The 26,094-nt window shown below is 56.0% G+C and carries 29 protein-coding genes; 18 read left to right on the forward strand and 11 right to left on the reverse strand.

Going from position 1 to position 26,094, the window contains the following annotated elements:
- Window positions 1-30: 30 nt before the first annotated feature.
- From FHS72_RS10110 to FHS72_RS10125, 4 genes are read right to left on the reverse strand one after another with little or no spacing between them, the layout of a single operon-like run.
- Window positions 31-450, reverse strand: coding sequence for a GNAT family N-acetyltransferase (locus FHS72_RS10110; protein WP_183528685.1), 420 nt, complete (start codon window positions 448-450; stop codon window positions 31-33).
- A complete protein-coding gene (gene tsaB, locus FHS72_RS10115) occupies window positions 447-1,031 on the reverse strand; it encodes a tRNA (adenosine(37)-N6)-threonylcarbamoyltransferase complex dimerization subunit type 1 TsaB (protein WP_183528687.1) in 585 nt (194 codons plus the stop codon). Before tsaB ends, FHS72_RS10110 begins: the two co-directional genes overlap by 4 nt.
- Complete coding sequence (locus tag FHS72_RS10120) at window positions 1,028-1,309, reverse strand: DUF6958 family protein (protein WP_183528689.1); 282 nt, start codon at window positions 1,307-1,309, stop codon at window positions 1,028-1,030. The genes tsaB and FHS72_RS10120 overlap by 4 nt, the downstream gene beginning before the upstream one ends.
- Before the next feature lie 3 nt (window positions 1,310-1,312).
- A complete protein-coding gene (locus FHS72_RS10125; RefSeq protein WP_183528691.1) occupies window positions 1,313-1,876 on the reverse strand; it encodes a NifU family protein in 564 nt (187 codons plus the stop codon).
- A gap of 325 nt (window positions 1,877-2,201) precedes the next feature.
- Here FHS72_RS10125 and FHS72_RS10130 point away from each other — a divergent pair, with 325 nt between their 5' ends.
- Complete coding sequence (locus FHS72_RS10130) at window positions 2,202-2,657, forward strand: universal stress protein (protein ID WP_183529117.1); 456 nt, start codon at window positions 2,202-2,204, stop codon at window positions 2,655-2,657.
- A 54-nt stretch (window positions 2,658-2,711) separates the two neighbouring features.
- Here the strand turns inward: FHS72_RS10130 and trpS are convergent, their stop codons facing one another.
- Window positions 2,712-3,746, reverse strand: coding sequence for a tryptophan--tRNA ligase (gene trpS / locus FHS72_RS10135; RefSeq protein WP_183528693.1), 1,035 nt, complete (start codon window positions 3,744-3,746; stop codon window positions 2,712-2,714).
- A gap of 87 nt (window positions 3,747-3,833) precedes the next feature.
- Here trpS and FHS72_RS10140 point away from each other — a divergent pair, with 87 nt between their 5' ends.
- The 4 genes from FHS72_RS10140 (at window position 3,834) to FHS72_RS10155 (ending at window position 7,529) form a co-directional block, all read left to right on the forward strand.
- A complete protein-coding gene (locus tag FHS72_RS10140; protein ID WP_183528695.1) occupies window positions 3,834-4,526 on the forward strand; it encodes a rhomboid family intramembrane serine protease in 693 nt (230 codons plus the stop codon).
- A 107-nt stretch (window positions 4,527-4,633) separates the two neighbouring features.
- Window positions 4,634-5,719: a histidinol-phosphate transaminase gene (hisC, locus tag FHS72_RS10145; protein WP_183528697.1), complete on the forward strand. Its 1,086-nt coding sequence runs from the start codon at window positions 4,634-4,636 to the stop codon at window positions 5,717-5,719.
- Window positions 5,719-6,642, forward strand: a complete 924-nt coding sequence (locus FHS72_RS10150) for a prephenate/arogenate dehydrogenase family protein (protein WP_183528699.1) — start codon at window positions 5,719-5,721, stop codon at window positions 6,640-6,642. Before hisC ends, FHS72_RS10150 begins: the two co-directional genes overlap by 1 nt.
- On the forward strand, window positions 6,639-7,529 hold the full coding sequence (locus FHS72_RS10155; protein WP_343042672.1) for an extensin-like domain-containing protein: 891 nt from the start codon (window positions 6,639-6,641) through the stop codon (window positions 7,527-7,529). The genes FHS72_RS10150 and FHS72_RS10155 overlap by 4 nt, the downstream gene beginning before the upstream one ends.
- Here FHS72_RS10155 and FHS72_RS10160 read toward each other — a convergent pair.
- Window positions 7,515-8,741: an FAD-dependent oxidoreductase gene (locus tag FHS72_RS10160; protein ID WP_183528701.1), complete on the reverse strand. Its 1,227-nt coding sequence runs from the start codon at window positions 8,739-8,741 to the stop codon at window positions 7,515-7,517. The genes FHS72_RS10155 and FHS72_RS10160 overlap by 15 nt on opposite strands.
- Window positions 8,742-8,985: 244 nt before the next feature.
- On the opposite strand from FHS72_RS10160, the gene ileS reads away from it, so the two are divergent.
- Window positions 8,986-11,976 (forward strand): isoleucine--tRNA ligase, encoded by a 2,991-nt coding sequence (ileS, locus tag FHS72_RS10165; protein WP_183528703.1) that lies wholly within the window; start codon window positions 8,986-8,988, stop codon window positions 11,974-11,976.
- A 22-nt stretch (window positions 11,977-11,998) separates the two neighbouring features.
- The gene (locus FHS72_RS10170; RefSeq protein WP_183528705.1) at window positions 11,999-12,439 is read left to right on the forward strand and encodes a methylated-DNA--[protein]-cysteine S-methyltransferase; all 441 of its coding nucleotides are present in this window, start codon (window positions 11,999-12,001) and stop codon (window positions 12,437-12,439) included.
- 6 nt (window positions 12,440-12,445) lie between these two features.
- Here FHS72_RS10170 and FHS72_RS10175 read toward each other — a convergent pair whose 3' ends face one another.
- The 4 genes from FHS72_RS10175 to fsa all read right to left on the reverse strand — a co-directional run bounded on the left by FHS72_RS10175 (window position 12,446) and on the right by fsa (window position 15,766).
- Window positions 12,446-13,141, reverse strand: coding sequence for a CDP-alcohol phosphatidyltransferase family protein (locus FHS72_RS10175; protein WP_183528707.1), 696 nt, complete (start codon window positions 13,139-13,141; stop codon window positions 12,446-12,448).
- 143 nt (window positions 13,142-13,284) lie between these two features.
- Window positions 13,285-14,199 carry a tyrosine recombinase XerC gene (locus tag FHS72_RS10180; protein ID WP_246414639.1) on the reverse strand — a complete coding sequence of 305 codons (915 nt, stop codon included), beginning with the start codon at window positions 14,197-14,199 and terminating at the stop codon, window positions 13,285-13,287.
- Window positions 14,196-14,903, reverse strand: coding sequence for a DUF484 family protein (locus tag FHS72_RS10185; RefSeq protein WP_183528709.1), 708 nt, complete (start codon window positions 14,901-14,903; stop codon window positions 14,196-14,198). Before FHS72_RS10185 ends, FHS72_RS10180 begins: the two co-directional genes overlap by 4 nt.
- Before the next feature lie 209 nt (window positions 14,904-15,112).
- Window positions 15,113-15,766 (reverse strand): fructose-6-phosphate aldolase, encoded by a 654-nt coding sequence (fsa, locus tag FHS72_RS10190; protein WP_183528711.1) that lies wholly within the window; start codon window positions 15,764-15,766, stop codon window positions 15,113-15,115.
- 112 nt (window positions 15,767-15,878) lie between these two features.
- On the opposite strand from fsa, the gene FHS72_RS10195 reads away from it, so the two are divergent.
- From FHS72_RS10195 to FHS72_RS10210, 4 genes are all read left to right on the forward strand, one after another.
- Window positions 15,879-18,071: a primosomal protein N' gene (locus tag FHS72_RS10195; protein ID WP_183528713.1), complete on the forward strand. Its 2,193-nt coding sequence runs from the start codon at window positions 15,879-15,881 to the stop codon at window positions 18,069-18,071.
- Between the two features lie 199 nt (window positions 18,072-18,270).
- Window positions 18,271-19,497: an MFS transporter gene (locus FHS72_RS10200; protein ID WP_183528715.1), complete on the forward strand. Its 1,227-nt coding sequence runs from the start codon at window positions 18,271-18,273 to the stop codon at window positions 19,495-19,497.
- A 78-nt stretch (window positions 19,498-19,575) separates the two neighbouring features.
- Window positions 19,576-20,448 (forward strand): 50S ribosomal protein L11 methyltransferase, encoded by an 873-nt coding sequence (locus tag FHS72_RS10205; protein ID WP_183528717.1) that lies wholly within the window; start codon window positions 19,576-19,578, stop codon window positions 20,446-20,448.
- 101 nt (window positions 20,449-20,549) lie between these two features.
- Window positions 20,550-20,897: a hypothetical protein gene (locus FHS72_RS10210; RefSeq protein WP_246414627.1), complete on the forward strand. Its 348-nt coding sequence runs from the start codon at window positions 20,550-20,552 to the stop codon at window positions 20,895-20,897.
- Window positions 20,898-21,020: 123 nt separating this feature from the next.
- Here the strand turns inward: FHS72_RS10210 and FHS72_RS10215 are convergent, their stop codons facing one another.
- Window positions 21,021-21,227: a DUF1127 domain-containing protein gene (locus FHS72_RS10215; protein WP_183528719.1), complete on the reverse strand. Its 207-nt coding sequence runs from the start codon at window positions 21,225-21,227 to the stop codon at window positions 21,021-21,023.
- A gap of 342 nt (window positions 21,228-21,569) precedes the next feature.
- Here FHS72_RS10215 and ruvC point away from each other — a divergent pair, with 342 nt between their 5' ends.
- From ruvC to FHS72_RS10250, 7 genes are all read left to right on the forward strand, one after another.
- A complete protein-coding gene (ruvC, locus tag FHS72_RS10220) occupies window positions 21,570-22,076 on the forward strand; it encodes a crossover junction endodeoxyribonuclease RuvC (protein WP_183528721.1) in 507 nt (168 codons plus the stop codon).
- Window positions 22,073-22,732, forward strand: coding sequence for a Holliday junction branch migration protein RuvA (gene ruvA, locus FHS72_RS10225; RefSeq protein WP_183528723.1), 660 nt, complete (start codon window positions 22,073-22,075; stop codon window positions 22,730-22,732). The genes ruvC and ruvA overlap by 4 nt, the downstream gene beginning before the upstream one ends.
- Before the next feature lie 9 nt (window positions 22,733-22,741).
- Window positions 22,742-23,761: a Holliday junction branch migration DNA helicase RuvB gene (gene ruvB / locus FHS72_RS10230; RefSeq protein ID WP_183529125.1), complete on the forward strand. Its 1,020-nt coding sequence runs from the start codon at window positions 22,742-22,744 to the stop codon at window positions 23,759-23,761.
- A gap of 84 nt (window positions 23,762-23,845) precedes the next feature.
- Window positions 23,846-24,469, forward strand: coding sequence for a hypothetical protein (locus FHS72_RS10235; RefSeq protein WP_183528725.1), 624 nt, complete (start codon window positions 23,846-23,848; stop codon window positions 24,467-24,469).
- Complete coding sequence (gene ybgC, locus FHS72_RS10240; protein WP_183528727.1) at window positions 24,466-24,852, forward strand: tol-pal system-associated acyl-CoA thioesterase; 387 nt, start codon at window positions 24,466-24,468, stop codon at window positions 24,850-24,852. The genes FHS72_RS10235 and ybgC overlap by 4 nt, the downstream gene beginning before the upstream one ends.
- Window positions 24,853-24,974: 122 nt before the next feature.
- Window positions 24,975-25,625 (forward strand): protein TolQ, encoded by a 651-nt coding sequence (tolQ, locus tag FHS72_RS10245; RefSeq protein WP_425511118.1) that lies wholly within the window; start codon window positions 24,975-24,977, stop codon window positions 25,623-25,625.
- A 1-nt stretch (window position 25,626) separates the two neighbouring features.
- Entirely contained in the window at window positions 25,627-26,094 is a 468-nt protein-coding gene (locus FHS72_RS10250) for an ExbD/TolR family protein (protein ID WP_183528731.1), read from the forward strand.

Consider the following 26,094-nt stretch of genomic DNA (forward strand, 5'->3'; position numbering starts at 1 on the left):
CGGTCAATTTTTAAGCGCAAGTTTGGTGGATCACGCCTGAACCAAGGTTCGACGTAGCACGGCTGCTGCGACTTTGGTGCCATCGGGGCGATTGTAATAGTTGGGGCGCATACCGACGTTTTTGAAATTGTTGTTTGCGTACAGCTCTTTAGCAGCAATATTGTCAGCCGCAACCTCTAGAAAGGCCGACTGCGCCTGTTGTTTTTGCAAGGCGTCTATAAATGCGGCAAGGCAAATCTGGGCAAGGCCCTGACGCTGAAATTCGGGCGCGGTGGCAATCGTCAGCACCTCTGCTTCGTCGGCGATCAACCGCCCCAGCACAAATGACCGCACGTCACCCCGCAGAATCACTCCTTTAGAATCAAGCAGCTCTGCGAATTCAGCGGCACTCCATGGTCGCGATTGGGTGAAAGCTGCAGCATGAACCTGCGCAAGCGCCTCTGGCGTCATGGTAGAATAACGGGTGCCGCATCGCGTGGCGGCGCGGCATCGGCAGCACGGACATAATAGGGGGCAGGGCGTTCGGTGACGTGGGGCGCACGGTCACGCGCAATCAGCGCGATATGCTGGATCATGTCCTCGGCCGCGATGATTGGCGGCGCGATCTTCGCGACATCGGACGCGGCAGGGACAAGCACGGCGGTGCTGATGATGTCGGCAAAGGTCTGAATATAAACGTGATCTCGGGGTGCTGCGACTTGGGCAACAACCGGACGCGCAAGACCGTGAACTTGGGCCTCCAGATGCGTCACGCCAATCGCAGGGACGCCAAGGCCCAAGGCAAGGCCGCGCGCCGCAGACACGGAAATCCGAATACCGGTAAAATTCCCCGGACCGGTCCCCACGCCAATCGCATCAAGATCGGCCCATGTTAGATTGTTTTCAACCAGCACGTCTTCCAGCATCGGCATCAGATGTTCAGCCTGTCCCTTTGCCATTGGATCGACGCGCACGACAATTTTGTCGTCGATGATCAAACACGCAGCACAGTGGGCCGTCGCCGTGTCAAACGCCAGAACTTTGCTGATCATACCTTGGTCCACGTCAATGGTTTTGTCGCATGACGGGTCAGTGCGTTCTTCGCTTCAAGATCTAGCTGTACGCATTTGATCCACCAGCCTGCTGTCGCACCGCCGGGGAACACATCCTCGGGCAAATGCGGCAGTGTGGCTGTTTTGATCTGCGCGTATGTCATCGGATCGGACGACATGCCTTTCAGCATCGCGTGGCGCATCGCTGTATATTTCGCAGCGTCCACATTCGTGATTTTGCCCGGCGTATTGACGTTTTCGACGGCGATCTTTGTCATGGCTTAGGCCGCGACAGGGCGCACTTCGATCACTTCTGGGATGTAGTGACGCAACAGGTTCTCGATGCCCATTTTCAAGGTCAACGTAGACGATGGGCAGCCAGCACAAGCGCCTTGCATGTGCAGATAAACGATCCCGCGCTCAAAACCGTGGAACGTGATGTCGCCACCATCTTGGGCAACAGCAGGACGGACGCGCGTGTCGAGCAATTCTTTGATTTGCCCTACGATTTCGCCGTCATCGCCAGTGTGTTCGGCGTGACCAGATGTAACCTCGTGATCGGCACCCATCACAGATGCGCCGGACTGGTAATGTTCCATGATCGCGCCAAGAATACCTGGCTTGATGTGGTCCCATTCAACGTCGTCAGCTTTGGTCACGGTCACAAAATCATTGCCGAAAAAGACGCCATTCACGCCGCCAGTCGCAAAGATGCGTTTGGCCAGCGGGGACGCTTGCCCAGCTTCGATTGTTGGAAAATCAGCGGTGCCGACTTCCAGAACGCTTTGGCCCGGCAAGAACTTCAGCGTGGCTGGGTTCGGTGTGGATTCGGTTTGAATAAACATGCGTAGGGCCCCTTTTTGGTCCCTTATGATATGCGCCTGACGAGCGTTTCTGTCAAGGGATTGGAATCATTCTAAGTTGGTGAAATTCAGTTAACACGGCGACTTTCACAGAACCGTTACGGGAATCATGCAGCCTAGACGCGTCCGATATCCCAAATCGGCGGTTGCGTGCCCGTCCCAAGTTTCACGCAGTCAGTTGGATGCGTCCGGTGTTCCCCCGCCGGACGCATTTCGTTTGGCGCTCAGGTTGAGGCGATACCGATTGCCAGCCTTGCGCAGTTCCGGCACAATCAGCCCAAGTCGAAAAAGGGAGGCAGAAATGCCAATGCGGAAATTTTTGGTTGTCCTTGATGACAGCCGCGAATGTCTCAACGCGATGCGGTTCGCGGCGATGCGCGCTGCAAAAACGGGTGGTGGCGTCGAAGTCCTGTCGATTATTCCACCGGATGAATTCAATCACTGGATCGGTGTCGGTGAAATCATGCGGGCCGAAGCGCGCGAACGGATCGAAGTTCACTTCGAGGTCTTCGCAAAGTGGATGCGCGATAAACAAGGGGTGAACCCAAAGCTTGTGATCCGCGAAGGCGAGCCAATCACCGAACTTCTGGCGCAAATTAACGATGATCCGGATGTTGGTGTTCTGGTCTTGGGCGCGGGTGCCGACAAAAAGGGCCCCGGTCCGTTGGTAACAGCGCTGTCGCGGCAAGCGGGCGATTTGCCAGTACCAATGACAATTGTTCCGGGCGAAATGTCCAAAGAGCGACTAGAAGCGATTACGTAAAAAAAACGGCTGCCCAATCGCTTGGGGCAGCCGTCCTATACCGTGTCGGATTGCTTAACGCGCCGGACGCAAAAGCCCCACAATATCGTAGGTCTGCTGCAAAATCGGCTCTGCAATCTCGCGAGCCTTAACAGCACCATTCGCCAAAATCCGGTCGATTTCAGCAGGGTCATCCATCAAACGCGCCATCTCAGTGCTAATCGGGCTCAGTTTCGCAACAGCCAGATCAGCCAGCGCAGGTTTGAACTTACCCCAACCCGCACCCGCATATTCGGCGATCACATCGTCAGGACTGCGATCATCAAGGGCTGCGTAAATCTCGACGAGGTTCTTGGCTTCGGGCCGATCTTTCAGCCCTTCCATCGTGTCAGGCAGCGCATCCGGATCGGTCCGCGCTTTTTTAAACTTTTTCGCGATCTGGTCGGCATCATCCGTCATATTGATGCGTTCCATGTCACTTTCGCCGGACTTCGACATTTTCTTTGTCCCGTCACGCAAGTTCATCACACGGGTCGCGGGACCGTCGATGACCGGAATGGTCTCAGGGAAAAAGTCGGTTTTGAAGTCGTGGTTAAACTTTTTACCAATATCGCGGGTCAACTCGACATGCTGCTTCTGGTCTTCGCCAACAGGCACATGCGTCGCGTGATACAGCAAGATGTCAGCAGCCATCAGGGCAGGATAGGCGTAGAGGCCCAGCGACACCTTTTCAGCGTTCGCACCCGCTTTGTCCTTGAACTGTGTCATCCGGTTCATCCAGCCGACACGCGCTACGCAATTGAAAATCCAGCCTAATTCGGCGTGTGCGGCAACAGCAGATTGATTGAACAAGATCGACTGCGCAGGATCAAGACCAGACGCCAGATAACCAGCAGCGACTTCGCGTGTGGCTTTAGCCAGCTCTGCGGGGTCCTGCCAGACCGTAATCGCATGCATGTCCACCACACAGTAAATCGTCTGCATGTCGCCTTGCATACCAACGAAACGCTTGATCGCGCCAAGATAATTACCCATCGTCAAGCCGCCGGAAGGTTTAATTCCGGAAAAAACGCGGGGTGTGAATGTTGATTGTGATGTAGTCTGTGTCATGGGGCAGGTCCACTCTGGCCATCTGAAATGAGGTCGCATACCCATGCCAGAGAGATTTGTGAGTTTCAACAGCCCTAAGGGACCGCCATGCACAGTGATCCGAGTTTTGAACCGCCCGTAAACCCGCTTCCGCCGGTTATAATCGTGCTGGCATTGATAATGGTTTTGGTCGAAGGCGCGTTGTCGCTGGCTGGCGCTGCTATCATCGGCGGACCGACGGGTATCGGCTGGCGCATCGGTGCGTTGCAGGATTACGGCATATCGCCATTGGTGCTCGACGTAATCATGACGCGGGGCGACTATAGTTTTGACCTGACCCGCCGTTTTATAACCTACCCGTTTATTCACGGTAACTTCACACATGCGTTGTTCTGCGTGGCATTGCTGCTCGCGCTCGGCAAATTCGTCGGTGACGCCTTTGGCTCGGTGCGGACGTTGGTGGTTTTTGTTGGCGGATCAATCTTTGGGGCTTTGGCCTTTTGCCTGCTCGCATCAGACATGAGCCCGCTATTCGGAGCCTACCCGCCGATTTTTGCGCTAATCGGGGCGTACACCTATATCCTGTGGCTGCGGCTCGGGCAGTCCGGCCAAAACCAAATGACAGCGTTTCGCCTGATCGGGTTCCTTTTGGCGCTGCAATTGGTGTTTGGACTGTTGTTCGGCGGTGGCCAATCGTGGATCGCAGAGCTCGCGGGATTTGTGTTCGGCTTTGTCAGTGCAACGATCCTCGTGCCCGGCGGCTGGGGTGCGTTGCTCGCTAGGTTGCGCGAACGTAGCTGATCCCGCGATTTTCGCCCGAAAATCTGTGCGATACGCATAGCAGGTTCGCTCTGGTCAGATCACCGCTGTCCAGCTAGAAAACACCCGACCAATTGGGGAATATGACAATGGCCAACCAAATCAAGCCGCAACCCGGCATCATGGACATCGCGCTTTACGTGGGCGGCGCGTCTCATGTGGATGGCCAGACGAATGTTCTGAAACTGTCGTCCAACGAAAACCCGCTTGGGCCGTCTTCGGCCGCGAAAGACGCGGTCGCGCGTTCAGTCCACGAGATGCACCGTTATCCGTCGACGGATCACACGCCATTGCGCCAAGCCATTGGTGAAACATGGGCCGTTGACCCTGATCGCGTGATTTGCGGCGTTGGCTCTGACGAAATTATCCACTTTCTCTGCCAATGCTACGCAGGCAAAGGCGACGAGGTCATCCACACCGAACATGGTTTTGCGATGTACCGGATTTCCGCGCTCGCAGCGGGGGCGACGCCTGTCGAGGTCAAGGAAAACGACCGTGTCACGGACGTTGATGCGATCCTCGCAGCGTGTACCGACAAGACAAAGCTTGTCTTCATCGCGAACCCGAATAACCCCACCAGCACCATGATCGGTGAAGGTGAAATGATCCGGCTCGCCGACGGCATCCCACCGCAAGCGATCCTCGTTCTTGACGGTGCCTACGCCGAATTTGTCGATGGTTACGACGGTGGCGTTTCGATCATCGAGGCCCGCGATAACGTCGTCATGACCCGCACATTTTCCAAAATCTACGGACTAGGCGGCTTGCGCGTTGGCTGGGGTTACGGTCCAAAAGAAATCATCGACGTGCTGAACCGCATTCGTGGTCCGTTCAACTTGTCTAGCGCAGCACTTGCCGCTGCCGAAGCATCCGTGCGCGATACGGATTATTTGCAGAAGTGCCGGATTGAGAACGCAAAATGGCGCGACTGGCTGTCAAATGCGCTCGCTGAAATTGGCGTGCCGTGCGACACATCGACGGCCAACTTTGTGCTCGCGCGGTTCGGGTCCGAAGCAGAGGCAAACGCCTGCGATGACCACCTGAAATCCGAAGGCATCCTGATCCGCCGCGTTGCAGGCTACAACCTGCCGCATTGCCTGCGGATCACTGTCGGTGACGAAAGCGCATGCCGCCGCGTCGTCCACGCAATCGCCCAATTCAAAGGGGCGCGTTAATGGCGGTGATTTATGAACGTGTGGCGCTGATCGGCCTTGGTTTGATCGCGGGATCAATGGCACATGCGATGCGCCGCGCAGGCTGTGTAGGCGAAATCATCGGCACCGCACGGTCCGCCGAAACGCGGGCAATTGCCGCAGAGATTAACCTGTGTGACCAAATCGCTGACACGGCAGCAGAGGCCGTCAAAGACGCCGATTTGGTGGTACTTTGCGTGCCTGTGGGCGCAATGGCATCCGTCATGGATGAAATCGGGCCTTTGTTAAAGCAGGGTGCGACGTTGACGGATGTGGGGTCTGTGAAACAGGCCGTGATCGACCTGGTGTCGCCCTATGTCCCTGAGGGTGTTCATTTTATTCCGGGCCATCCGCTGGCTGGGACTGAACATTCAGGTCCGCGTTCCGGCTTTGCCACACTGTTTGATAACCGCTGGAACATCCTTGTGCCGCTCGAAGGTGCTGATCAAACCAAGGTCGATCAGCTTGCCGATTTCTGGACTGCGCTGGGCGCAAAAGTCACCACAATGACGCCGGACCACCACGATTTAGTTCTCGCCGTCACCAGCCACACGCCGCACCTGATTGCTTACACGATGGTAGGTGTCGCGGATGATCTGGCCCGCGTCACTGAAAGCGAAGTCGTTAACTTTTCCGCCGCAGGTTTCCGTGATTTCACCCGTATCGCGGCCTCCGATCCGACGATGTGGCGTGATGTTTTCCTGACGAACAAAGATGCGACGCTCGAAATCCTGGGCCGCTTCACTGAGGAATTATTCGCGCTGCAACGGGCAATCCGGCAAGGCGACGGCGAGCATCTGCACGATTATTTCACGCGCACACGCGCGATCCGACGCGGCATTATCGACGCGGGCCAAGATACGGCAGAACCCAACTTTGGCCGCGCTCCCGGTACGAAAGAGTGATCAAACGGGCGGCGATCTGTCTCTGCGTCCTGTCCGCGAATGTTGGCTGGGCGCAGGACGCCACGCAACGCCCGCAGCCGCGATCTGAAGCGCAAGAAACAGCGTCAGACTTGGCAGATGAACGGCCTTTACCACGGACGCAAACGGACAGTTCGCTCGCGCCAGCCCCCAGCATTCCAACAGCAACGTTGCGCCCGGAACGACGCCCCTACGAACGCCCCGATCTCGCATATGGCGCAGCAACCGACCCACAATTGCGGGCAGAGCAGGACTTGTTCGCGTTCAGTCCCACCGCCCCCATCTCATCAGAACGCCCCTCGCTACGGCCAGCCGCGATTGAACAGGCAGCCGTGCAACGCGCAACGGCGATCCGGCGCGGCCAAGTGTGTGGCGACCCCGCGATCCAAGGCGAAGTCATCGGAAACGTGAACGGCAACGGGCGCTGCGGCATCGACGATGCAGTGCGTGTGCGCGCGGTGGCGGGCGTAACCTTGCGGCCCGCAGCGACGATTGATTGCGCCACCGCTTCGGCGCTCAAGCGTTGGGTCACGACGGGGGCCATGCCCGCGACAGGCGGTCAGGTATCGTCGTTACGGGTCGTGTCGCATTACTCTTGCCGCAACCGCAACGCCGCATCTACGGGCCGCTTGTCAGAGCATTCCTTTGGCAAAGCTATTGATATTGCTGGCATCGGTTTGAAAAGCGGACGCGAAATTACGGTCCTGACCGGATGGAATGCCGCGCGTGATAGCACTGCGCTGCGCACGATGTGGCAGGCGGCGTGTGGACCGTTTGGGACCGTTTTAGGGCCGAACGCAAATCGGTTCCACCGCGACCATTTCCACTTTGACACTGCCAGTTATCGATCAGGATCATACTGCCGTTGAGGCGGGCGAATTTTCGCGAAAATTCGGGGTCCCAACATGCGTTAACCGTCCCGTAGGCGGTAGGATTGTCCCGCGCACAATCTGCGTCAAAACGCTGGGCGCTGGCGGAATTTGCGACACAGGAAACATCACATAATCGCGTAATTTTGGCAGGAACGTGCTGTCCGATTGATACTGTGGCGTAAAAGCTGCCGACATCGCTTGGAATGCCCAAACATGCCAACGCCGCGCTTTTGCATACAGGGCAGGGGCGCGGTCCAAACTGGCCACCGAGACCGCCCTTGCCAACGCCAAAGCATCCAGCAAAGCCATGTTCGCCCCTTGGCCTAATTGCGGGCTCGCGCGGTGGGCCGCGTCACCTATATGCACGACACCATCGCCATAAGGTTTGCGCAGTGTTCCATGCGTATAACGGGCCATCGTCATTTGATTTGCCGCCGTAATTTGGTCCGCAAATGGCGCAAACGCGGGCCAAAGCGCTGTCGCTTCATCGCGCCACGCATCTAATCCACGCTCTTGCCACGCCGCATGTCCATCGCGCGGCATCGACCAGAAAACCGCAGCTTTGGGCGTGTCATCACCGGGCAATGTGCCAATCGGCAACACGCCAACCATGCGGTCTGCGCGGCGGTAGCACTGGCTCAGGTAGTCAGGCGGCAGGTCCGTTTCGGGCCAGTCCACAGTCCCCCAAATCGCACCATAAGCCAGCGGACGCGACGCAATCGGGGATAGGGGCGATCCTGCGCCCGCACTGTCGATGATCAGATCAAACGGGCCAAAGCTTTGACCATCGGCGGCGTAAAGCATCCCGCCTCCGGCCTTCACGATCTCGGCGCTGCTGATCAGGCGCAGATCACGGGTCTTGCTCGCCACGAACAGCGCGTCAAGCAAGCTTGCGCGGTGAATGGCGAGCCCACGTTGCTGCCCGTGCCTGCGGTCATAATGCACGTCCAGCACGCGTCGCCCTGATGGCTCTACGTGTCCCAACATGCGTGTGATGAAGTTGCCTTTTGCCCGCGCCAAGTCACCAGCACCGACGCAATCCAAAACCGCTTGGCCAATCGGCTGGATCACAAGTCCCGACCCAACAGGGCGCGGCGCATCAAACTGATCGAACACCGTCACATCGTGCCCCTGATCGGCGAGCATCGACGCCACCGCAAACCCACCAATTCCGGCACCCACAACGGCAATCTTGTTACTGGCAGACATCGCACACCTCAAACACACACTTTGGCGCGTCATAACTGGTTTCGCACAGGCGGACCATGGGGTGCGTTACATCTTTACCCTCGCGGGTCAGAGGCTTATAAGCCCGATTATGAGCCATCGCATGATGATCCAGATACGAATTATTCACCCGGCTGTCTGACCACCAGACCAGCCGGGCTTCAGGTGTTGCGACCGCGCGCCGCCCCTCACCCTATGACGTGATATGATCCAAAGGACGCCACCCATGTGCGCCGACACCCCCGAATATAAAACCACTCTGAACCTGCCAAAAACCGATTTCCCGATGCGGGCTGGCTTGCCGAAACGTGAACCCGAATGGCTAGAACGCTGGAACAGCATCGGCGTTTACGACCGGCTGCGCGACAAAGCTAAGGCAGAGGCACGTGAACCATTCACGCTGCACGACGGTCCGCCATACGCCAACGGCCACCTGCATATCGGTCACGCGCTGAACAAGATCCTCAAGGATTTTGTGGTCCGTTCGCAGCAGATGATGGGCAAAGACGCACGCTACATCCCCGGTTGGGATTGCCACGGCCTGCCAATCGAATGGAAAATCGAAGAGAAATACCGCGAAAAAGGCCGTGATAAAGACGACGTGCCTGTGGTTGAGTTCCGTCAAGAATGTCGTGAGTTTGCAGCGGGTTGGGTCGATATTCAACGCGAAGAATTCAAACGCCTCGGCGTCACAGGCAAATGGGAAAACCCGTACCTGACAATGGATTTCCACGCCGAGCGCGTGATCGCTGAGGAATTCCAGAAATTCCTGATGAACGGCACGCTGTACCAAGGGTCAAAACCCGTCATGTGGTCGCCAGTCGAGCAAACCGCATTGGCCGAAGCTGAAGTCGAATACCACGACAAAGAAAGCCACGCGATCTGGGTTAAATTTGCCGTCCGCCACAAGGGCGAAGGCGTTGAAATGGCGATGTTGGACGAGACCACCGACTTTGAAGGTGCGGACCAAGCGCTGGCAGAAGATTTGCTGAACACATCCGTCGTGATCTGGACCACAACGCCTTGGACGATCCCGTCGAACAAGGCGGTCGTTTACGGCGCAGCCTACGATTACGGTCTCTACGAGGTTGTCGCGACGCCTGAGGAAAGCTGGTGCACCATCGGCGAGAAATTCATCCTCGCCGACAAACTGGCCGAAGGTGTGCTGACCAAAGCACGGCTTGAAACCAACATGTGGCGCCGCATCCGCAGCGTCGAAACGTCAGAGCTTGAAACGATCTCGCTGCGTCACCCGCTTTCGGGCGTCGAAGGCGGCAATGGCGAATGGGACGCACCACGCGATTTCCGTGCGGCACCCTTTGTGACCGACGAAGACGGGACCGGTTTTGTGCATTGCGCACCAAGCCACGGTATGGACGAATTCGAACTCTACCGCGATCTGGGCATGCTCGAAGACGTCATCACCTATAACGTTACCGAAGACGGCTCTTTCCGCGCTGACCTGCCATTGTTTGGCGGCAAACGTATTTTGCGGGAAAAAGCCAAAAAAGGCGATTGGGAAGGCGACGCAAATGCGGCCGTGATCGCAAAACTGACCGAGGTTGGTGGGCTGCTTGCACGTGGCAAGATCAAGCACAGCTACCCGCATTCGTGGCGCTCTAAAGCCCCGATCATCTTCCGCAACACTGCGCAATGGTTCGCGTCGGTGGACAAAGCGGTGGGCGACGGTCAGGACACCTACGGCACAACAATCCGCGAACGCGCACTGCGCTCTATCGACGAATTGGTGACATGGACGCCGCAAAAAGGGCGCAACCGCCTCTATGCAATGATCCAAGATCGGCCTGATTGGGTGCTGTCACGACAACGCGCTTGGGGTGTGCCGCTGACCTGCTTCACCAAAAAAGGCACGCTGCCAACCGACGACGACTTCCTGTTGCGCAATGACGAGGTGAACAGCCGGATCACCGCCGCGTTCGAGACCGAAGGCGCGGACGCATGGTACATGGACGGGGCCAAGGAACGGTTCTTGGACGGTATCGTAAACCCCGACGACTACGACCAAGTCATGGACGTTCTCGACGTGTGGTTCGACTCTGGTTCGACCCACGCTTTCACCCTGCGCGACCGTGAAGACGGGTCCGACGACGGGCTTGCTGATCTCTACCTCGAAGGCACAGACCAACACCGTGGCTGGTTCCATTCGTCGCTCTTGCAGGGCTGCGGAACTATGGGCCGCGCGCCATACCGTGGCGTGATGACCTGCGGATTTACCTTGGATTCCAAAGGCATGAAGATGTCTAAATCCTTGGGCAACATCATCCCGCCAAAACAGGTAACAGACCAATACGGCGCTGACATCCTGCGTCTCTGGGTGGCACAGGTCGACTATGAAAACGACCAACGGATCGGTGACGAAATCCTTAAAGGGGTGTCCGACAGCTACCGCCGCCTGCGCAACACAATGCGCTTCTTGCTCGGCTCGCTGAACGATTTCTCCGAGGCAGATCGCGTCGATGCAGCCGACATGCCAGAACTCGAACGCTGGGTTCTGCACCGCTTGTCGGAACTCGACGAGACCGTGCGCAAAGGCTACGCCGCCTACGATTTCCAAGGCGTTTTCCAAGCGGTCTTTTCCTTCGCAACCGTTGAATTGTCAGCGTTCTACTTCGACGTCCGCAAAGACGCGCTGTACTGCGACGGCGACACAGCACGTCGTCGGGCATCACGCACCGTCCTCGACATCCTGTTCCACCGCCTGACCACATGGCTCGCGCCAATCCTCGTGTTCACGATGGAAGAAGTCTGGCTGGAACGGCACAAAGGCGACGATGTTTCGATCCACCTCGTGGACATGCCCGAAACACCAACAGCGTGGCGCGACGATGCCTTGGCTGAAAAGTGGGCAACCGTGCGCCAAGTGCGCCGCGTTGTAACTGGGGCCTTGGAAGTCGAGCGGACCAACAAAGTCATCGGCGCGTCGCTAGAGGCGGCACCGACCGTCTACGTGACCGAAGATGTGGCTAAGGTGCTGGAAACAGTGACTTTTGACGATCTGTGTATCACGTCGGGCATCACCGTCAGCACTGACGCGGCTCCAGCGGATGCGTTCACCAATGACGATGTGGCAGACGTGGCCGTGGTCTTTGAACGGGCGGAGGGCGAGAAATGCCAGCGTTGCTGGAAGATCCTGCCAGACGTCGGCACGCACGCACACGCAGGTGTCTGCGGACGCTGCGACGCAGCCCTTGCTTAACGAAAACCAACAGCGGGCCGGAATGGAAACTCCGGTCGGCCCGCTGACGATTGTTGTGGAAAACGACGCTGTGGTGGCGCTGGAATGGGTGAAACCGCAGCGCCGCGACGACCATCCGGTTCTGGATGCCGCGCTAGAACAACTCAGCGATTATTTCGCAGGACATAGGCAGGATTTCGATCTGCCGCTCGCGCCCCAGACCTCTGATTTTCAAAAGATATTCGGTCAGGCGCTTTGCGCCATTCCTTACGGCGAAACGCGGACCTACGGCGATCTCGCCAAGTTGCTGAACCGACCAGCCCAAGCGATAGGACAGGCCTGCGGCGCTAACCCCATCGCTATTCTCATCCCTCGTCACAGGGTTCTCGGGGCAAACGGGCTGGGTGGTTATTCCGGGGCAGGGGGCGTTGAAACAAAGATCAAGCTGCTTCAACTCGAAGGGGCCGGATCGCTGCTTTTATGATCCGGATTAACCGTCTTTGCCATACATCGCTTGTTGAATCGCACCCGCGCCGAGCAGGTAAATCGACGTGATCATCAACCCGTAATGAGCCCACGATGCAGGATGAAATTCCACCAACGCGGCCCAACCTGCGAACACGGTCCATAGCAATGCTGTCGGTAGCGTTATCTTGCGCCAACGCTCTGTCCGTACCGGATGCACAAATTTGACTGGGAAAAACATCGCGGCGGCCAGCAAGGCCACAAGAAACAGGCTGACGTAGAAATTCGGTTGGATCGCAAACAACACAAGAACGACCATATTCCAGCATCCGGGGAAGCCTGAAAAGGAGTAATCCTTTGTTTTCATACGCGTATCTGCAAAGTAAAGCGCCGACGCAAAGGTGATCACAATGATCGCAAACCACCCCGTCCAGCCGGGCAAAAGGCCGGATTTGAACAACGCGTAGGCGGGGATGAACACGTAGGTCAGGTAGTCGATGATCAAATCGAGCAAGACCCCGTCAAAGATCGGGGCGTTTGTTTTGACGTCATATTTACGGGCCAACGGGCCGTCGATGCCATCCACGAAAAATGCGACAACGAGCCACAGGAACATCATCGACCAATTTTGATCGACAGCGGCGAGCATCGCGAGCATCGCAAAGACTGCGCCCGTGGCGGTGAGCAAATGAACGGCGAGGGCTTTTTGAGATAGTGTCATTGGGCGTACATGCCGGAAATTGGCCGTGGGGGCAATCGCAAGACGCAGGCACGCTGCGTCGAGGATGGCGCGGTTTTGTGAAAATGGTCAGCGGAGTTGGTTTTGAATTTCGAAAACATATAATAACCTATATAAACAGTAACTTACGCTTTTGGATGTGCCCGATTATAAACGTCCATCAAGTGCGCCGTGTCAACGGCAGTGTAGGCTTGGGTAGTCGAAAGGCTGGCATGGCCGAGCAGTTCTTGGATCGCACGCAGATCGCCGCCCGCAGTTAGCAGATGCGTGGCAAAGCTATGCCGCATCGCATGTGGCGTGGCCGTGGCCGGGAGGCCCAGTTGCAATCGTGCCTTTTCCATCACTTTTTGGACCATACGCGGGTTCAACGCACCGCCGCGCGTACCTCTGAAAAGCGGGCTGTGCTGTTCAACGGGGTGGGGGGACAGGCGCAAATAAGTCGCGACCGCGTCCTTCGCCGCGTCGATTACAGGCACGATACGCTCCTTGCCGCCTTTGCCCTTGATAACCAACGTATCGGGCAGGGGCACCGATGCGCCCGTGAGGCTAAGTGCCTCAGAAATCCGCAATCCACACCCGTAAAGCATTGTCACAACAGCCATATCACGGGCTGCGACCCAGCTATCGCGGGCTTGCAACTCGACAGTGTCGATCATCGCGGCAGCGGCATCAATCGCCAGCGGACGGGGCAGTTTTTTGGTGAATTTTGGGCTGCGTGTGGACAGAACCGCAGTCGGTTCAAACCCTTCCCGCTCAGACAGCCAACGGTAGAAGGTTTTTACCGCAGACAGTGAGCGTGCGAGCGACCGCGCGCCAACGCCGCGTCCGCGTTCATGCGCCATCCATGCCCGCATATCGCTGACCGTGATGCGGGCAATCGGACCGAGCCCTTGGGCGTCGCCATGGTGCTGCGTCATGAACGCTAAAAACCCCATGACGTCCGTTTGATACGCCTTTAACGTGTTCTCAGCCGCATCATTCAATGCGCGGCAATGGTCCAACCATGCCGCCATCGCGTGAGTGAGAGATGGAGAAATCAGGCGAGCCACCGGCGCATCGCGCGTTCAAACACACCGCCGAAAAACGTCAAAAGATCAGTGCCTTGCTGCGGTGTAAATTGGTGCGGATCTTCGGATCCCATCACCAGCATGCCGGGCAAACGGTTCGGACCGAAGTCCAATTTCAGACACGCTTCGGACCGGATGTAGCTGGCTTTTTCGCCGAAAAGACTGGTCTCATCAGCGGTAATCTGGCGCAGCGTGACCTGCCGGACCGACATATTGCGGCCTTGGGTGATGTAATCGTCGATCTCGCCGACGGGCACGACACGCACCACATCCCGGACTTTTTTCACAGCGTCATTCGGTTCGGCGTCTTCGCTTTCCAGCACCAGACGCATCACATCAACGCGCAACGTGTCAGCGACGTCACCGGACAGATCATGCAAAAACGCTTCAAATTCAGTGGCATCCATCATCCGCAGCACGGCGCGGTGGATTTGGTTCGTACCAGCTAGATTTTCGTAAGCAGCGGCAATCACAGACCGATGCGTGTCCTCAAGTCGGTCTAGCCGCGCCTCAAGACGTTCCATCGCGATGCCACGCAGGTCGACAATATTGCCACCCATCGTCGATTCATTGGCCGCCACGAGGGCGCTCATGATGTCTTTATCCTCGAGCAATGCCTCGGGATCAGAAATGATTTTGGCGCGGATATCCGCGTCCATTTGGGGTGTGCTAGTCATATGAGCCTGCTCGCTGCGGTATTATTTTGTTGAGATATAGCAGAGCGCGACCCGCTTAGGCAGACTTTTTTCTAACGGTGGCGGCTAAACGGGGCATCGCTGCAACACGGGGTATGTTTGATATTGATTAATAAGGGACAAATTTCGGACCTCCGTAAAAACAAAAATGGCGGCACGAGGCCGCCATTTCGTATATATACCGACAAGTCTTAAAGAATTGTGATGCCGGCTTTTTTAACGTCAGCCATGAAACCGGCCAGACCTTTGTCGGTCAAAACGTGGTCTGCCATCGCTTTGATCACTTTTGGCGGTGCGGTGCAGACGTCAGCGCCGATTTTTGCGCATTCGGACATGTGGTTCGCAGAGCGGATCGACGCGGCCAGGATTTGGGTCTCGAAACCGTAGTTGTCGTAGATCGTGCGGATGTCGTCGATCAATTCGAGCCCATCAATGTTAATGTCATCCAAGCGACCGATGAACGGGCTGATGAATGTAGCGCCCGCTTTTGCGGCCAAAAGCGCTTGGTTTGCTGAGAAACACAGGGTTACGTTAACCATTGTGCCTTCGTCGGACAGCGTTTTGCAGGTCTGCAAACCGGCCCAAGTCAGCGGCACTTTTACCGCGATGTTATCGGCGATTTTCGCCAATTTGCGGCCTTCAGCCAACATGCCTTCGGCGTCTAATGCGACAACTTCGGCGGATACTGGGCCAGACACGATGTCACAAATTTCTTTGGTGACTTCCAAAATGTCACGGCCAGATTTCGCGATCAGCGACGGGTTTGTTGTCACGCCGTCAACCATGCCAAGGGCGTGCAGTTCTTTGATCTCATCAATCTCAGCTGTATCTACGAAAAATTTCATCTGTGATCCCTCCGGGGAATGGGTTGGCGTTTGTTGCGCCAGCGTTTACCTCAGAATGGACGGGTCTGAAAGCCCTTACCGTAACGACAACCAGCCGCCCGGAGGGCAGTCCTTGAGCCAAGAATTTTTCCATGAAGGTGAGTTAGTCGCGGTTTTGACCGCCCAACCGCTAGATCGGTTTCTGGACTACAAAGCAACCGAAGGGGGCTGCCACCTTGGCGCGTTCGTCGAGGTGCCGTTGGGACCGCGCAAAGTTCTGGGTGTTGTTTGGGGGCCGGGCAAGGGCGATTTTGACTATAACAAGGTCCGATCTGTTATCAGGGTTCTGGATGTTGCGCCGATGCGCGATGAAATGCGGACTTTCCTGACGCGTGCCGCTGATTATACGTTGACGCCGTTACATGCGATGCTGCGCCTTGCGACCCGTGCGCCCGGACTTGGCGATGCGCCGTCGATGCGCAAGGTGTACCGGTTGGGTGATCAAGAACCGGATCGGATCACTGCCGCACGAACCAAGGTGCTTGAGGTTTTGAGCGACTATGGCGGTTTGTCTTTCACTCTTAAAGAACTGGCAGACATGGCTGGCGTTGGGTCGTCGGTCGTCAAGGGCCTCGTGAAACTGGGTGCGGTAGCCGAAGTCGACGCCCCCCGCGATATGCCGTATCCGATGCTTGATCCGGATTATGGCGGTAAAGAGCTTAGCGTGGGTCAGGCGGCGGGCGCAGAAGCGTTACGTGCAGATTTGCGCACTGACAAATACGGAACGACGCTTTTGAAAGGCGTCACAGGATCAGGCAAAACCGAAGTCTACCTAGAGGCCGTGGCCGAATGCCTGCGTATGGGACGCCAAGCCTTGGTCCTGTTGCCAGAAATCGCGCTGTCTGGCGAATTCATTAACCGTGTTGAGGCGCGATTCGGCATGAAGCCCGCCGAATGGCATTCAGGCGTCACGATGACTGAACGCCGCCGCTGCTGGCGGATGGTCGGGCAGGGTGATGCGCAGCTGATCGTGGGCGCGCGATCAGCGTTGTTTCTGCCGTTTCAAAACCTTGGCCTTGTCGTTGTCGATGAGGAACATGATACGTCATATAAACAAGAGGATGGTGTCCTTTATAATGCCCGCGACATGACCGTGCTACGGGCGGCGATCAATGGGGCGCAAGTTGTTTTGGCGTCCGCTACGCCGTCGCTGGAAAGCTGGGCAAATGTCGAACAAGGCAAATATAAACGGCTCGAGTTAAAATCTCGTTACGGCCCCGCGATTATGCCAAAAATGTCTGCAATCGACATGCGGGTCGAGGATCTGCCCGGCGGTAAATGGGTGTCGCCCACGCTACGCAACGCCATCGCGCAACGTATTGAAAAGGGAGAGCAATCGCTTGTTTTCCTGAACCGTCGTGGCTACGCGCCGATCACGCTTTGCCGTGCCTGTGGGCATCAAATTGCATGCGATCATTGCGATGCGCGGATGGTCGAACATCGCTTTCTCAAACGCTTGATGTGCCACCAATGTGGTGAAACAAAACCGATGCCAAACGTCTGTCCGCATTGCGAGGCAGAGGACAAACTTAGCGCAGTTGGCCCCGGTGTTGAGCGTATGGGTGAAGAAATTACAGAGCTATTTCCCGATGCGCGCGTCGCTGTCTTGTCGTCCGATTTGTACGGTTCTGCGAGGGCGATGAAGGCCCATATCGAAGAGATCGCGAAGGGCGGCACCGACATTATTATCGGTACGCAATTGGTCGCAAAAGGCCATAACTTTCCGTACCTTACGCTTGTTGGGGTGATTGATGCGGACCTTGGTTTGCAGGGGTCTGATTTGCGCGCAGCAGAGCGGACATTTCAGTTAATGCGGCAGGTTGCGGGACGTGCTGGGCGGGCGGAAACACCGGGTGAGGCGATGTTGCAGACGTATCAGCCTGAACACGGTGTGATCCGCGCGATTTTGGCTGGCGACGAAGAGGCGTTTTGGGCGGCTGAGGCGGGCGAACGTCGCGCCGCTGGTGTGCCGCCTTACGGTCGAATGGCCGGAATAATCCTGAGCGGCCCGTCGGCGGAAGAGGTGTTCGAATTGGGTAACGCATTGGCAAGACAGGACTTACCGCTGCGTAAAATCGGGGCGCAGGTGTTTGGGCCAGCGCCCGCGCCGATTGCACGGGTCCGTGGACGTCACCGTGTGCGGCTGCTTGTGAAGGCGGAAAAATCAGCGCCGTTGCAGCAAGCTTTGGCAGAATGGGCGGGGCAATTCCGGTTGCGTGGCGATCTGCGCATGGCAATCGATATTGATCCGCAGAGCTTTTATTAAGCGCGAAAAACGCCTTGTGACTTGCGTGCACAACACGTGCACAAGGCGTGCACCGCGTTGACATATGTGACGGCCCGAAAACCTGATGGCCGTTAACGTTATCTTCAAACTTGCGTGGTTTAGGTGAACGCAATGAGAGCGGACCCAAAACGGCACAGCCGCGCTTTTCAACGGGGGCGTTGAGGCGTAAAGCATTGTGATGAAGATTATCCGCCTCGAAGATGCCCGGTCGCTGCCATTTTGGCAGCAGCCTGTGACGCTGTTGTTTTTGTTCGCCATGGCGATGCCCGTGGCGTTTGCGACGTGGTCGGCGTTGTTGAATAACTTTGTGATTGAGGTCGCGCATTTCGACGGCTCTGACATCGGGTGGCTACATACTGTACGCGAGATACCCGGCTTTTTAGCCGTGGGGGTGATCGCGTTGATTATGGTGATGCGCGAACAGGTTTTAGGGATTGTCGCGCTTGTGATGCTGGGCATTGCCACTGCGATCACGGCTTATTTCCCGTCAATGGGAGGGATATTAACGATTACGATGCTGTCGTCGATTGGGTTCCACTACTTTGAAACGGTGAACCAGTCTTTGCAGTTGCAATGGATCGAAATCAAACGCGCCCCACAGATGTTGGGATGGTTAACTGCTGCTGGATCTGGGGCCACGTTGGTCGCGTATTTGCTGATTGTGGGAACATGGAAGACGTATGGTCTGAGCTATAATTTTGTGTATCTGGCGGCTGGTGGCTTTACTGCCTGCGTCGCGATTTTCGCGCTTGTGGCGTATCCACAGTTTGAAGCGCCGCATCCACAGCTAAAGACGTTTGTGCTACGCCGTCGGTATTGGCTGTATTACGCGCTGCAGTTTATGTCGGGCGCGCGACGTCAGATTTTCGTTGTTTTCGCGGGCTTTATGATGGTCGAGTTATTCGGTCTCGAAGTTCACGAAGTCACGCGGTTGTATTTGATTAACCTCGTAGTGAATATTGTCTTTGCGCCAATGATGGGGCGTTTGGTCAGCGTGTTCGGTGAACGTCGGGCGCTGCTGTTTGAATATGCGGGGTTGGTTGTCGTCTTTTTGGCCTATGGCGGCGTTTATTATTTCGGATGGGGCGTCGTCGTGGCGGCGACGCTATATGTTGTTGACCATATCTTTTTTGCCCTCGCGCTGGCGCTGAAAACTTATTTCCAGAAAATCGCGGACCCCGGTGATATCGCACCGACTGCGGCTGTGGCATTTACGATTAACCATATCGCGGCGGTCTTTCTGCCCGCTGGTTTGGGCTATTTGTGGTTAACGTCACCGGCTGCGGTGTTTGTTTTGGCGGCCTTCATGGCCTGCGTTTCGTTTGGTTTGGCGCTGTTAATCCCACGCCACCCGGTGCCGGGATACGAGACGCGGCTGCAAACGCCGCTTGCTCTGGCGGACTGATCGGGCCTCCTTTGCGTTTTTGTTTTGACCCGCGCTGCAGCAAAGCATACCGGAGGACAAACCGCAGAGGGCGAAGACATGACGACTTATTCAGCATTGACGACATTACCGGGCGAAGATCTTGCCACACAATTGGGCGACGCGCTGGAAGCATTAACGCCAGAACCAACCGGCGTTGGTGTGTTCGAGATCGAAGATGGCTCTGGTCTATGGGAGGTCGGCGCGTATTTCGACGAACAACCAGACGTCGCTGGGCTGTCCGTATTAACCACGTTGTACGATGTGAAGCCGTTTGTTGTGTCCGAGGTTCCCGACACGGATTGGGTCGCGCATGTGCGCCGCGAATTGGCGCCAGTGACGGCTGGCCGCTTTTTCGTTTACGGCAGCCACGACGCGGACAAGGTGCCGGATGATTGCACGCCGCTATTGATCGAAGCGGCGATGGCGTTCGGTACGGGCCACCACGGCACGACGCTGGGCTGTTTGCAGGCGTTCGACCGCTTAGTTAACGCAGGTTTCACATCTGGCAAAGTTGCGGATATCGGTTGTGGTACAGCGGTTTTGGCGATGGCTGCGGCCACGGTTGTGCCTGAAACTGTGATCGCGACAGACATCGATCCAGTGGCGGTGGACGTTGCAGAAGTGAACGTGACCGCGAACAACTTGCAAGGGCAGGTGCAGTGCGTTGTGGCCCCCGGTTTCGAGACGCCAGTGCTGAAAGAGGCCGCGCCGTTCGATCTGATTTTCGCGAACATCTTAAAAGGGCCATTAATCGGCCTTTCTGCCGACATGGCGAAAGCCACAATTGCAGGTGGTCACGTGATTCTTTCGGGTATTTTGAACGAACAGGCTGACGACGTGATTAACGTTTATGAAGGAAATGGATACAGTTTAATGCATCGCGATATCATTGTTGAATGGACGACGCTGACATTCACCAAAAAGCCTTAGTTTTATCGCAAATTTGGGCGTTGCCCCATTTTTGACACATTTTAGCGTCAGTTTTTGTTAACGCCCGACTGGGCAGGATTATTGTTTGAGTGAGGTCTTTTATGGCTTATGTTAATGCGCCTTTTGAAAAGCGTGTACGCAAAATTGTGCGGACGAATAACCGGATGGCGAATGCGGGTGTTGTCCACAAAATGAAGGCTGACGGCTTGGTTGTCGCTAAGCCTCGTCTATACACGCCGCGTTTTCCATGGCGTGGTTTGGTCCTGCTAACCTTGGTTATCTTCGTTTTTAAAGGGTACGTGCATTACGCGCTAGGGGAAGCTGATTTTGACCAGCGGATCGCGGCATTGTCCGAAGGGACCGTGTTTGAGCAAGTCGGGGGACTTGCGATGCATGCGGATCCAGTGACGCTGTCAGTGTCAGGGCTACTTAACAATTTCTTGAAGTAGTTGGGTGCAGGGCGGGAATTTCCCGCCCTTTTCCTTGCCCATTTTTAAACAAATACGACATAGAAAAGGCCGGTGGGGATGTCCCAACCGGCCTTTTTGTCGTTCTGATCGTGCAATCGCGACTTAGCGTGTGATTGCGTTAATTTTGTCCAGATCAGCAAATGTGAGGCCGATATCGTCCAATTCACGGGCGGTCAATTTGGACAATGCTTTGCGTGTAACGCGCATATCGTTCCAAGTTGCCAAAGCGCCCATCATTTGAGCGAATACGTTAGAAAAACGGCCTGCATTCAGGACGGCGACGGGACGTGTGGTGTCAAAAGCGGCCATAGCCATGCTCCTTAGCTGGTGCTGCATTGCAGCGTTGTTGTCTGATGTTGCCCACTTAGGAGGCTTTTTGAAAACAAACTAGGGTCTAAATCCGCATATGACCTATGCGTTTTTGACATGCCTCTATTTGGCGGCAAAGCCCTTAGTTTTATGCTGTTCACGGGGCTGTGAGGTGTGGCGAATTGTTGCCGAAGGGTCACCTTTACGGCTGGTTGTCGCCAATGCTGCGGTTGCGGCGAAAATCGTGGGCGTTTGGGGTGTTCCAGTTCCCGCTTGGTATATGTTCGCCTTTTGTGCTAGTTGAGGAAAAAGATCAAAAACTGGATTGGGTGAGGGCAGAAAATGCGCGTTTTGGGGATTGATCCGGGCTTACGGAACATGGGTTGGGGAATCATTGACGTGTCCGGTAGTCGTATGACGCATGTCGCGAATGGGATTGCTCATTCCGTTGGGACTGATTTAGGCGTGCGACTGCTGTCGTTGTATGAACAATTGACCGACGTGATCCACACCTACTCTCCTGAAACCGCTGCGGTTGAGCAGACATTTGTGAACAAAGACGCGGTTGGCACGCTGAAGCTGGGGCAGGCGCGCGGGATCGCGATGCTGGTGCCAGCAAAAGCGGGATTAGATATTGGTGAATATGCCCCTAATGCTGTGAAAAAGGCGGTTGTTGGTGTGGGCCACGCCGCGAAAGCGCAGATCGACCATATGGTGCGACTGCAATTGCCGGGCGTGAAAATTGCGGGGCCTGACGCCGCTGATGCATTGGCGATTGCAATTTGTCATGCCCACCACCAACAATCCGCGAACCATTTGGCGCGGGCAATTGCAAAGGCATCAGCATGATTGGCAAGATTTCAGGCATTATCGAGTATCGCGGCACCGATCACGTGCTGATCGACGTGCGCGGCGTCGGCTATATTGTCTATGTGTCGGATCGCGTGAAGGCCGGATTGCCTACAAATGGCGAAGCGGTTGCGTTATTTACCGATCTGTTGGTGCAAGAAACGAATTTGCAACTTTTTGGCTTTAACTCTCTGGTGGAAAAAGAATGGCATCGGCTTTTGATGACGGTGCAGGGCATTGGGGCAAAGGCGTCGATGGCGATCCTTGGGACGTTGGGTGACGAAGGTGTCAGTCGTGCCATTGCGCTGGGCGATTGGAACGCGATCGCCAAAGCAAAAGGGGTTGGTCCAAAGACCGCGCAAAAGGTGATTCTGGACCTGAAGGATAAAGCACCTGCTGTGATGGCGATGGGCGGAACCTTGGCGGAAAATCTGGAAAGTGATGTGTTGGAACCTGTTGAGGCGCCAGCGCGGAAACGTGTGGCGGCACCAAAAGCGAATCCGGCGCAACCTGAGGCGTTATCAGCCTTGGGGAATTTGGGCTATGCGCCGGGTGACGCGGCGGGTGCCGTGGCCGAGGCATTAGGGGCGCAACCAGATTTGCAGACGGCCGGATTGATCCGTGCCGCCTTGAAGCTGTTGGCTCCAAAGGAGTAAGGGGTGTCTATGCAAGAGCCGGACCCAACCTTACGCCCCGAACGCCAGCCCGAAGATTCGGATCGCGCGTTGCGTCCGCAGACGCTGGATGAATTTATCGGACAGCGCGATGCCCGTGCGAACCTGAAGGTGTTTATCGAGAGCGCTAAGCGGCGCGGCGAGGCGATGGATCACGCATTGTTTCATGGACCGCCGGGTTTGGGGAAGACGACGCTTGCGCAAATTATGGCGCGGGAATTGGGTGTGAATTTCCGGATGACATCTGGTCCGGTGCTGGCCAAGGCTGGTGATTTGGCCGCGATCCTGACCAATCTTGAAGCCCGCGATGTGTTGTTTATTGACGAAATCCACCGTCTTAATCCAGCGGTAGAAGAAGTGCTTTATCCGGCATTGGAAGACTTTGAACTGGACCTTGTGATCGGCGAGGGGCCCGCTGCGCGGACTGTTCGCATTGAACTGCAGCCATTTACGCTGGTCGGTGCGACCACACGTATGGGGCTCTTGACGACGCCGCTGCGGGATCGGTTCGGGATTCCGACGCGGCTTGAATTTTATAATGAAGATGAGCTGCATGAAATCGTGACGCGCGGGGCTCGACTGATGGGCGCACCTGCTGCCGATCTGGGCGCACGCGAAATTGCGAAACGCGCACGCGGAACGCCGCGTATAGCTGGACGATTACTGCGGCGTGTCGTCGATTTTGCAGTGGTCGATGGTGATGGCACCGTTACGCAAGAGATTGCAGATATGGCGCTGACACGGCTCGGCGTGGATGATCTGGGGCTAGATAGTGCGGATCGACGGTATTTGCGGCTGATTGGCGAAAGTTACGGAGGCGGTCCCGTTGGGATTGAAACGCTGTCCGCTGCGTTGAGCGAGAGCCGCGATAGTTTGGAAGATGTGATTGAACCATATTTGCTGCAAAAAGGGCTGATCCAACGGACACCGCGCGGACGGATGTTGGCGCAAGCCGCGTGGCGGCACTTGGGTCTGGATGCGCCCAAAGGTCAGTCGGATATGTTTGGGTGAGGTGATCGATTTTTCTCGAAAAATCGTACAAATTTTCGAGAAAATTTGGGTGCCTCCGGCGGGAGTTGTTAAGGCGAAATGAAGATGGAAGCGGATCAAGTCGCGGAGTTGTTTACGCGCGCAGACAGTACTTATCTCTGTACGCGGTGGGGGCGTCCGATTGTCCCTGTTGTTTTTGGTGTCGATGATGCGACGCTGGCCGTTTTTAAGGGCGCGATTGAGGCTGTCGTTGTCTTGGCTGGGCATAAGATGGACGAGACCGACATGGAGTTGGGCGCCAATCTGATGGTGTTTTTCTGTCGGGATTGGGAAGAGATGTTGGATTTGCCGCATCTGGATAAAATGCTGCCGGATTTAGGGCCGTTGGTAATGAAATTGAAAGCTGCGGATGCTAATCAGTATCGCATGTTCCGGTTTGACGAGGCCGGTGCGATAAAGGCGGCGTTTGTGTTTTTGCGGATGGATGATGCGTTAGCGCAGGTGTCGGCCGATACTTTGGCGCTTTCGCAGGCTGTGCAGACGATTCTTTTGTGGTCTGATACTGCATTTCGCGATGCGTCGCCGCTGGCTGTTGTGAATGAACAGACGGTGTTGCGACCGGATGTCGCCGAGGTGATCCGTGCGGTTTATGATCCGGTGATGCCTGATGTTGCGCGTGATCCATCACATGCGTTGCGGTTGGCGGCGCGATTGGGCCCGACCGGATGACACATCAGTTTCCCGTTAAGGTTTATTATGAAGACACCGACATGGGCGGCGTCGTTTATTATGCCAATTACTTGCGTTTTATTGAGCGTGCTCGCTCTGAGATTGTCGAAGAGTTGGGTGTCGATCAAAACGCGATGAAGGCGGATGGGCTGATTTTCGTCGTGACCCGAGTTGTGGCGGATTATCTTGCGCCAGCGCGGTTGGGTGACGTTTTGTTTGTGAAAACGGATCATCGCGTCACGTCGCCTTTGCGTTGGGTGTTCGATCAGGCAGTTTGGCGAGGGGATCAATGCCTGTTCAAAGCCGAAGTAACAGCGGTTTGCATGACAGTTGCAGGGCGTCCAACGCGGCTACCGGCGGAACTTCGCGCACGATTGGCGTAAAATCGAACAATTTGTGATGAATTGGGTCGTGGATTTTGTAATCGGCTTGCTTTAACACTACCTGCAACAGAGCCCGACAACGGGCCCAAGGGCAGAGCAGGTATATGGAACAAGACTTCACAATGTGGGCGCTGTTTGCGCGCGCGACGATCACCGTAAAACTCGTCATGATGATGCTGATGGCTGCATCTTTGTGGTGTTGGGCCGTGATCGTGGACAAGATCATTCAATATCGCAAGGCAAAGCGCGAGGCCGAGGTTTTTGATCGGGCATTCTGGTCAGGCGAGCCGTTAGACACTTTGTTTGACCAAATTGGTGCGAACCCGCGTGGCCAGAGCGAAAAGATTTTCGCCGCTGGTATGTTGGAATGGCGTCGGTCGCATAAGCAGGACGGTAACCTGATTGCTGGCGCGCAGGCCCGTATTGATCGATCAATGGATGTCGCGATCGCCAAGGAATCTGCGAGGCTTTTGAAGGGCTTGCCTGTTTTGGCGACCACCGGTTCTACCGCGCCGTTTGTGGGGCTTTTCGGGACGGTTTGGGGCATTATGAATGCGTTTATCGAGATTGCTGAAGCCCAAACAACCAACCTTGCGGTTGTCGCACCTGGCATTGCCGAGGCGTTGCTGGCGACTGGGCTTGGCCTGTTGGCCGCGATCCCTGCCGTGATTTTCTACAATAAACTCAGCGCCGATGCCGACCGGATCACTGCCGGTTACGAAGCGTTTGCTGACGAATTCGCCACCATCCTTAGCCGTCAGTTGGATAGCTAATATGGGGGCTGGTGTTATGAAATCAGATGCTGGCGGGGGCCGTAGGCGGCGTCGCCGGTCATCGCGCGGTCAACCGATTGCAGAAATCAACATCACGCCGTTTGTGGACGTGATGTTGGTGTTGCTGATTATCTTTATGGTTGCTGCACCGTTAATGACGGTTGGTATCCCTGTCGAACTGCCTGAAACCAGTGCAAACGCGCTGCCTTCTGACGATGAAGAGCCGTTGACGGTCACAATTACCGCTGATGGTCGCACCTTGATCCAGACCACGGAAACATCTCGTGATGAATTGGTGGTCAAGCTATCCGCGATTGCGGCTGAACGAACATCCGACCGCATATTCTTGCGCGCTGATGGTGCGAATCCGTGGAATACGGTTGCCGAAATCATGGGTGATTTGAACGCTGGCGGCTTTTCCAACATCGGTTTGGTCACGGATATCGCCCAACCGGACGCGAGCGAGTAA

Source organism: Yoonia ponticola (assembly GCF_014199395.1).
Classification (GTDB): Bacteria; Pseudomonadota; Alphaproteobacteria; order Rhodobacterales; family Rhodobacteraceae; genus Yoonia; species Yoonia ponticola.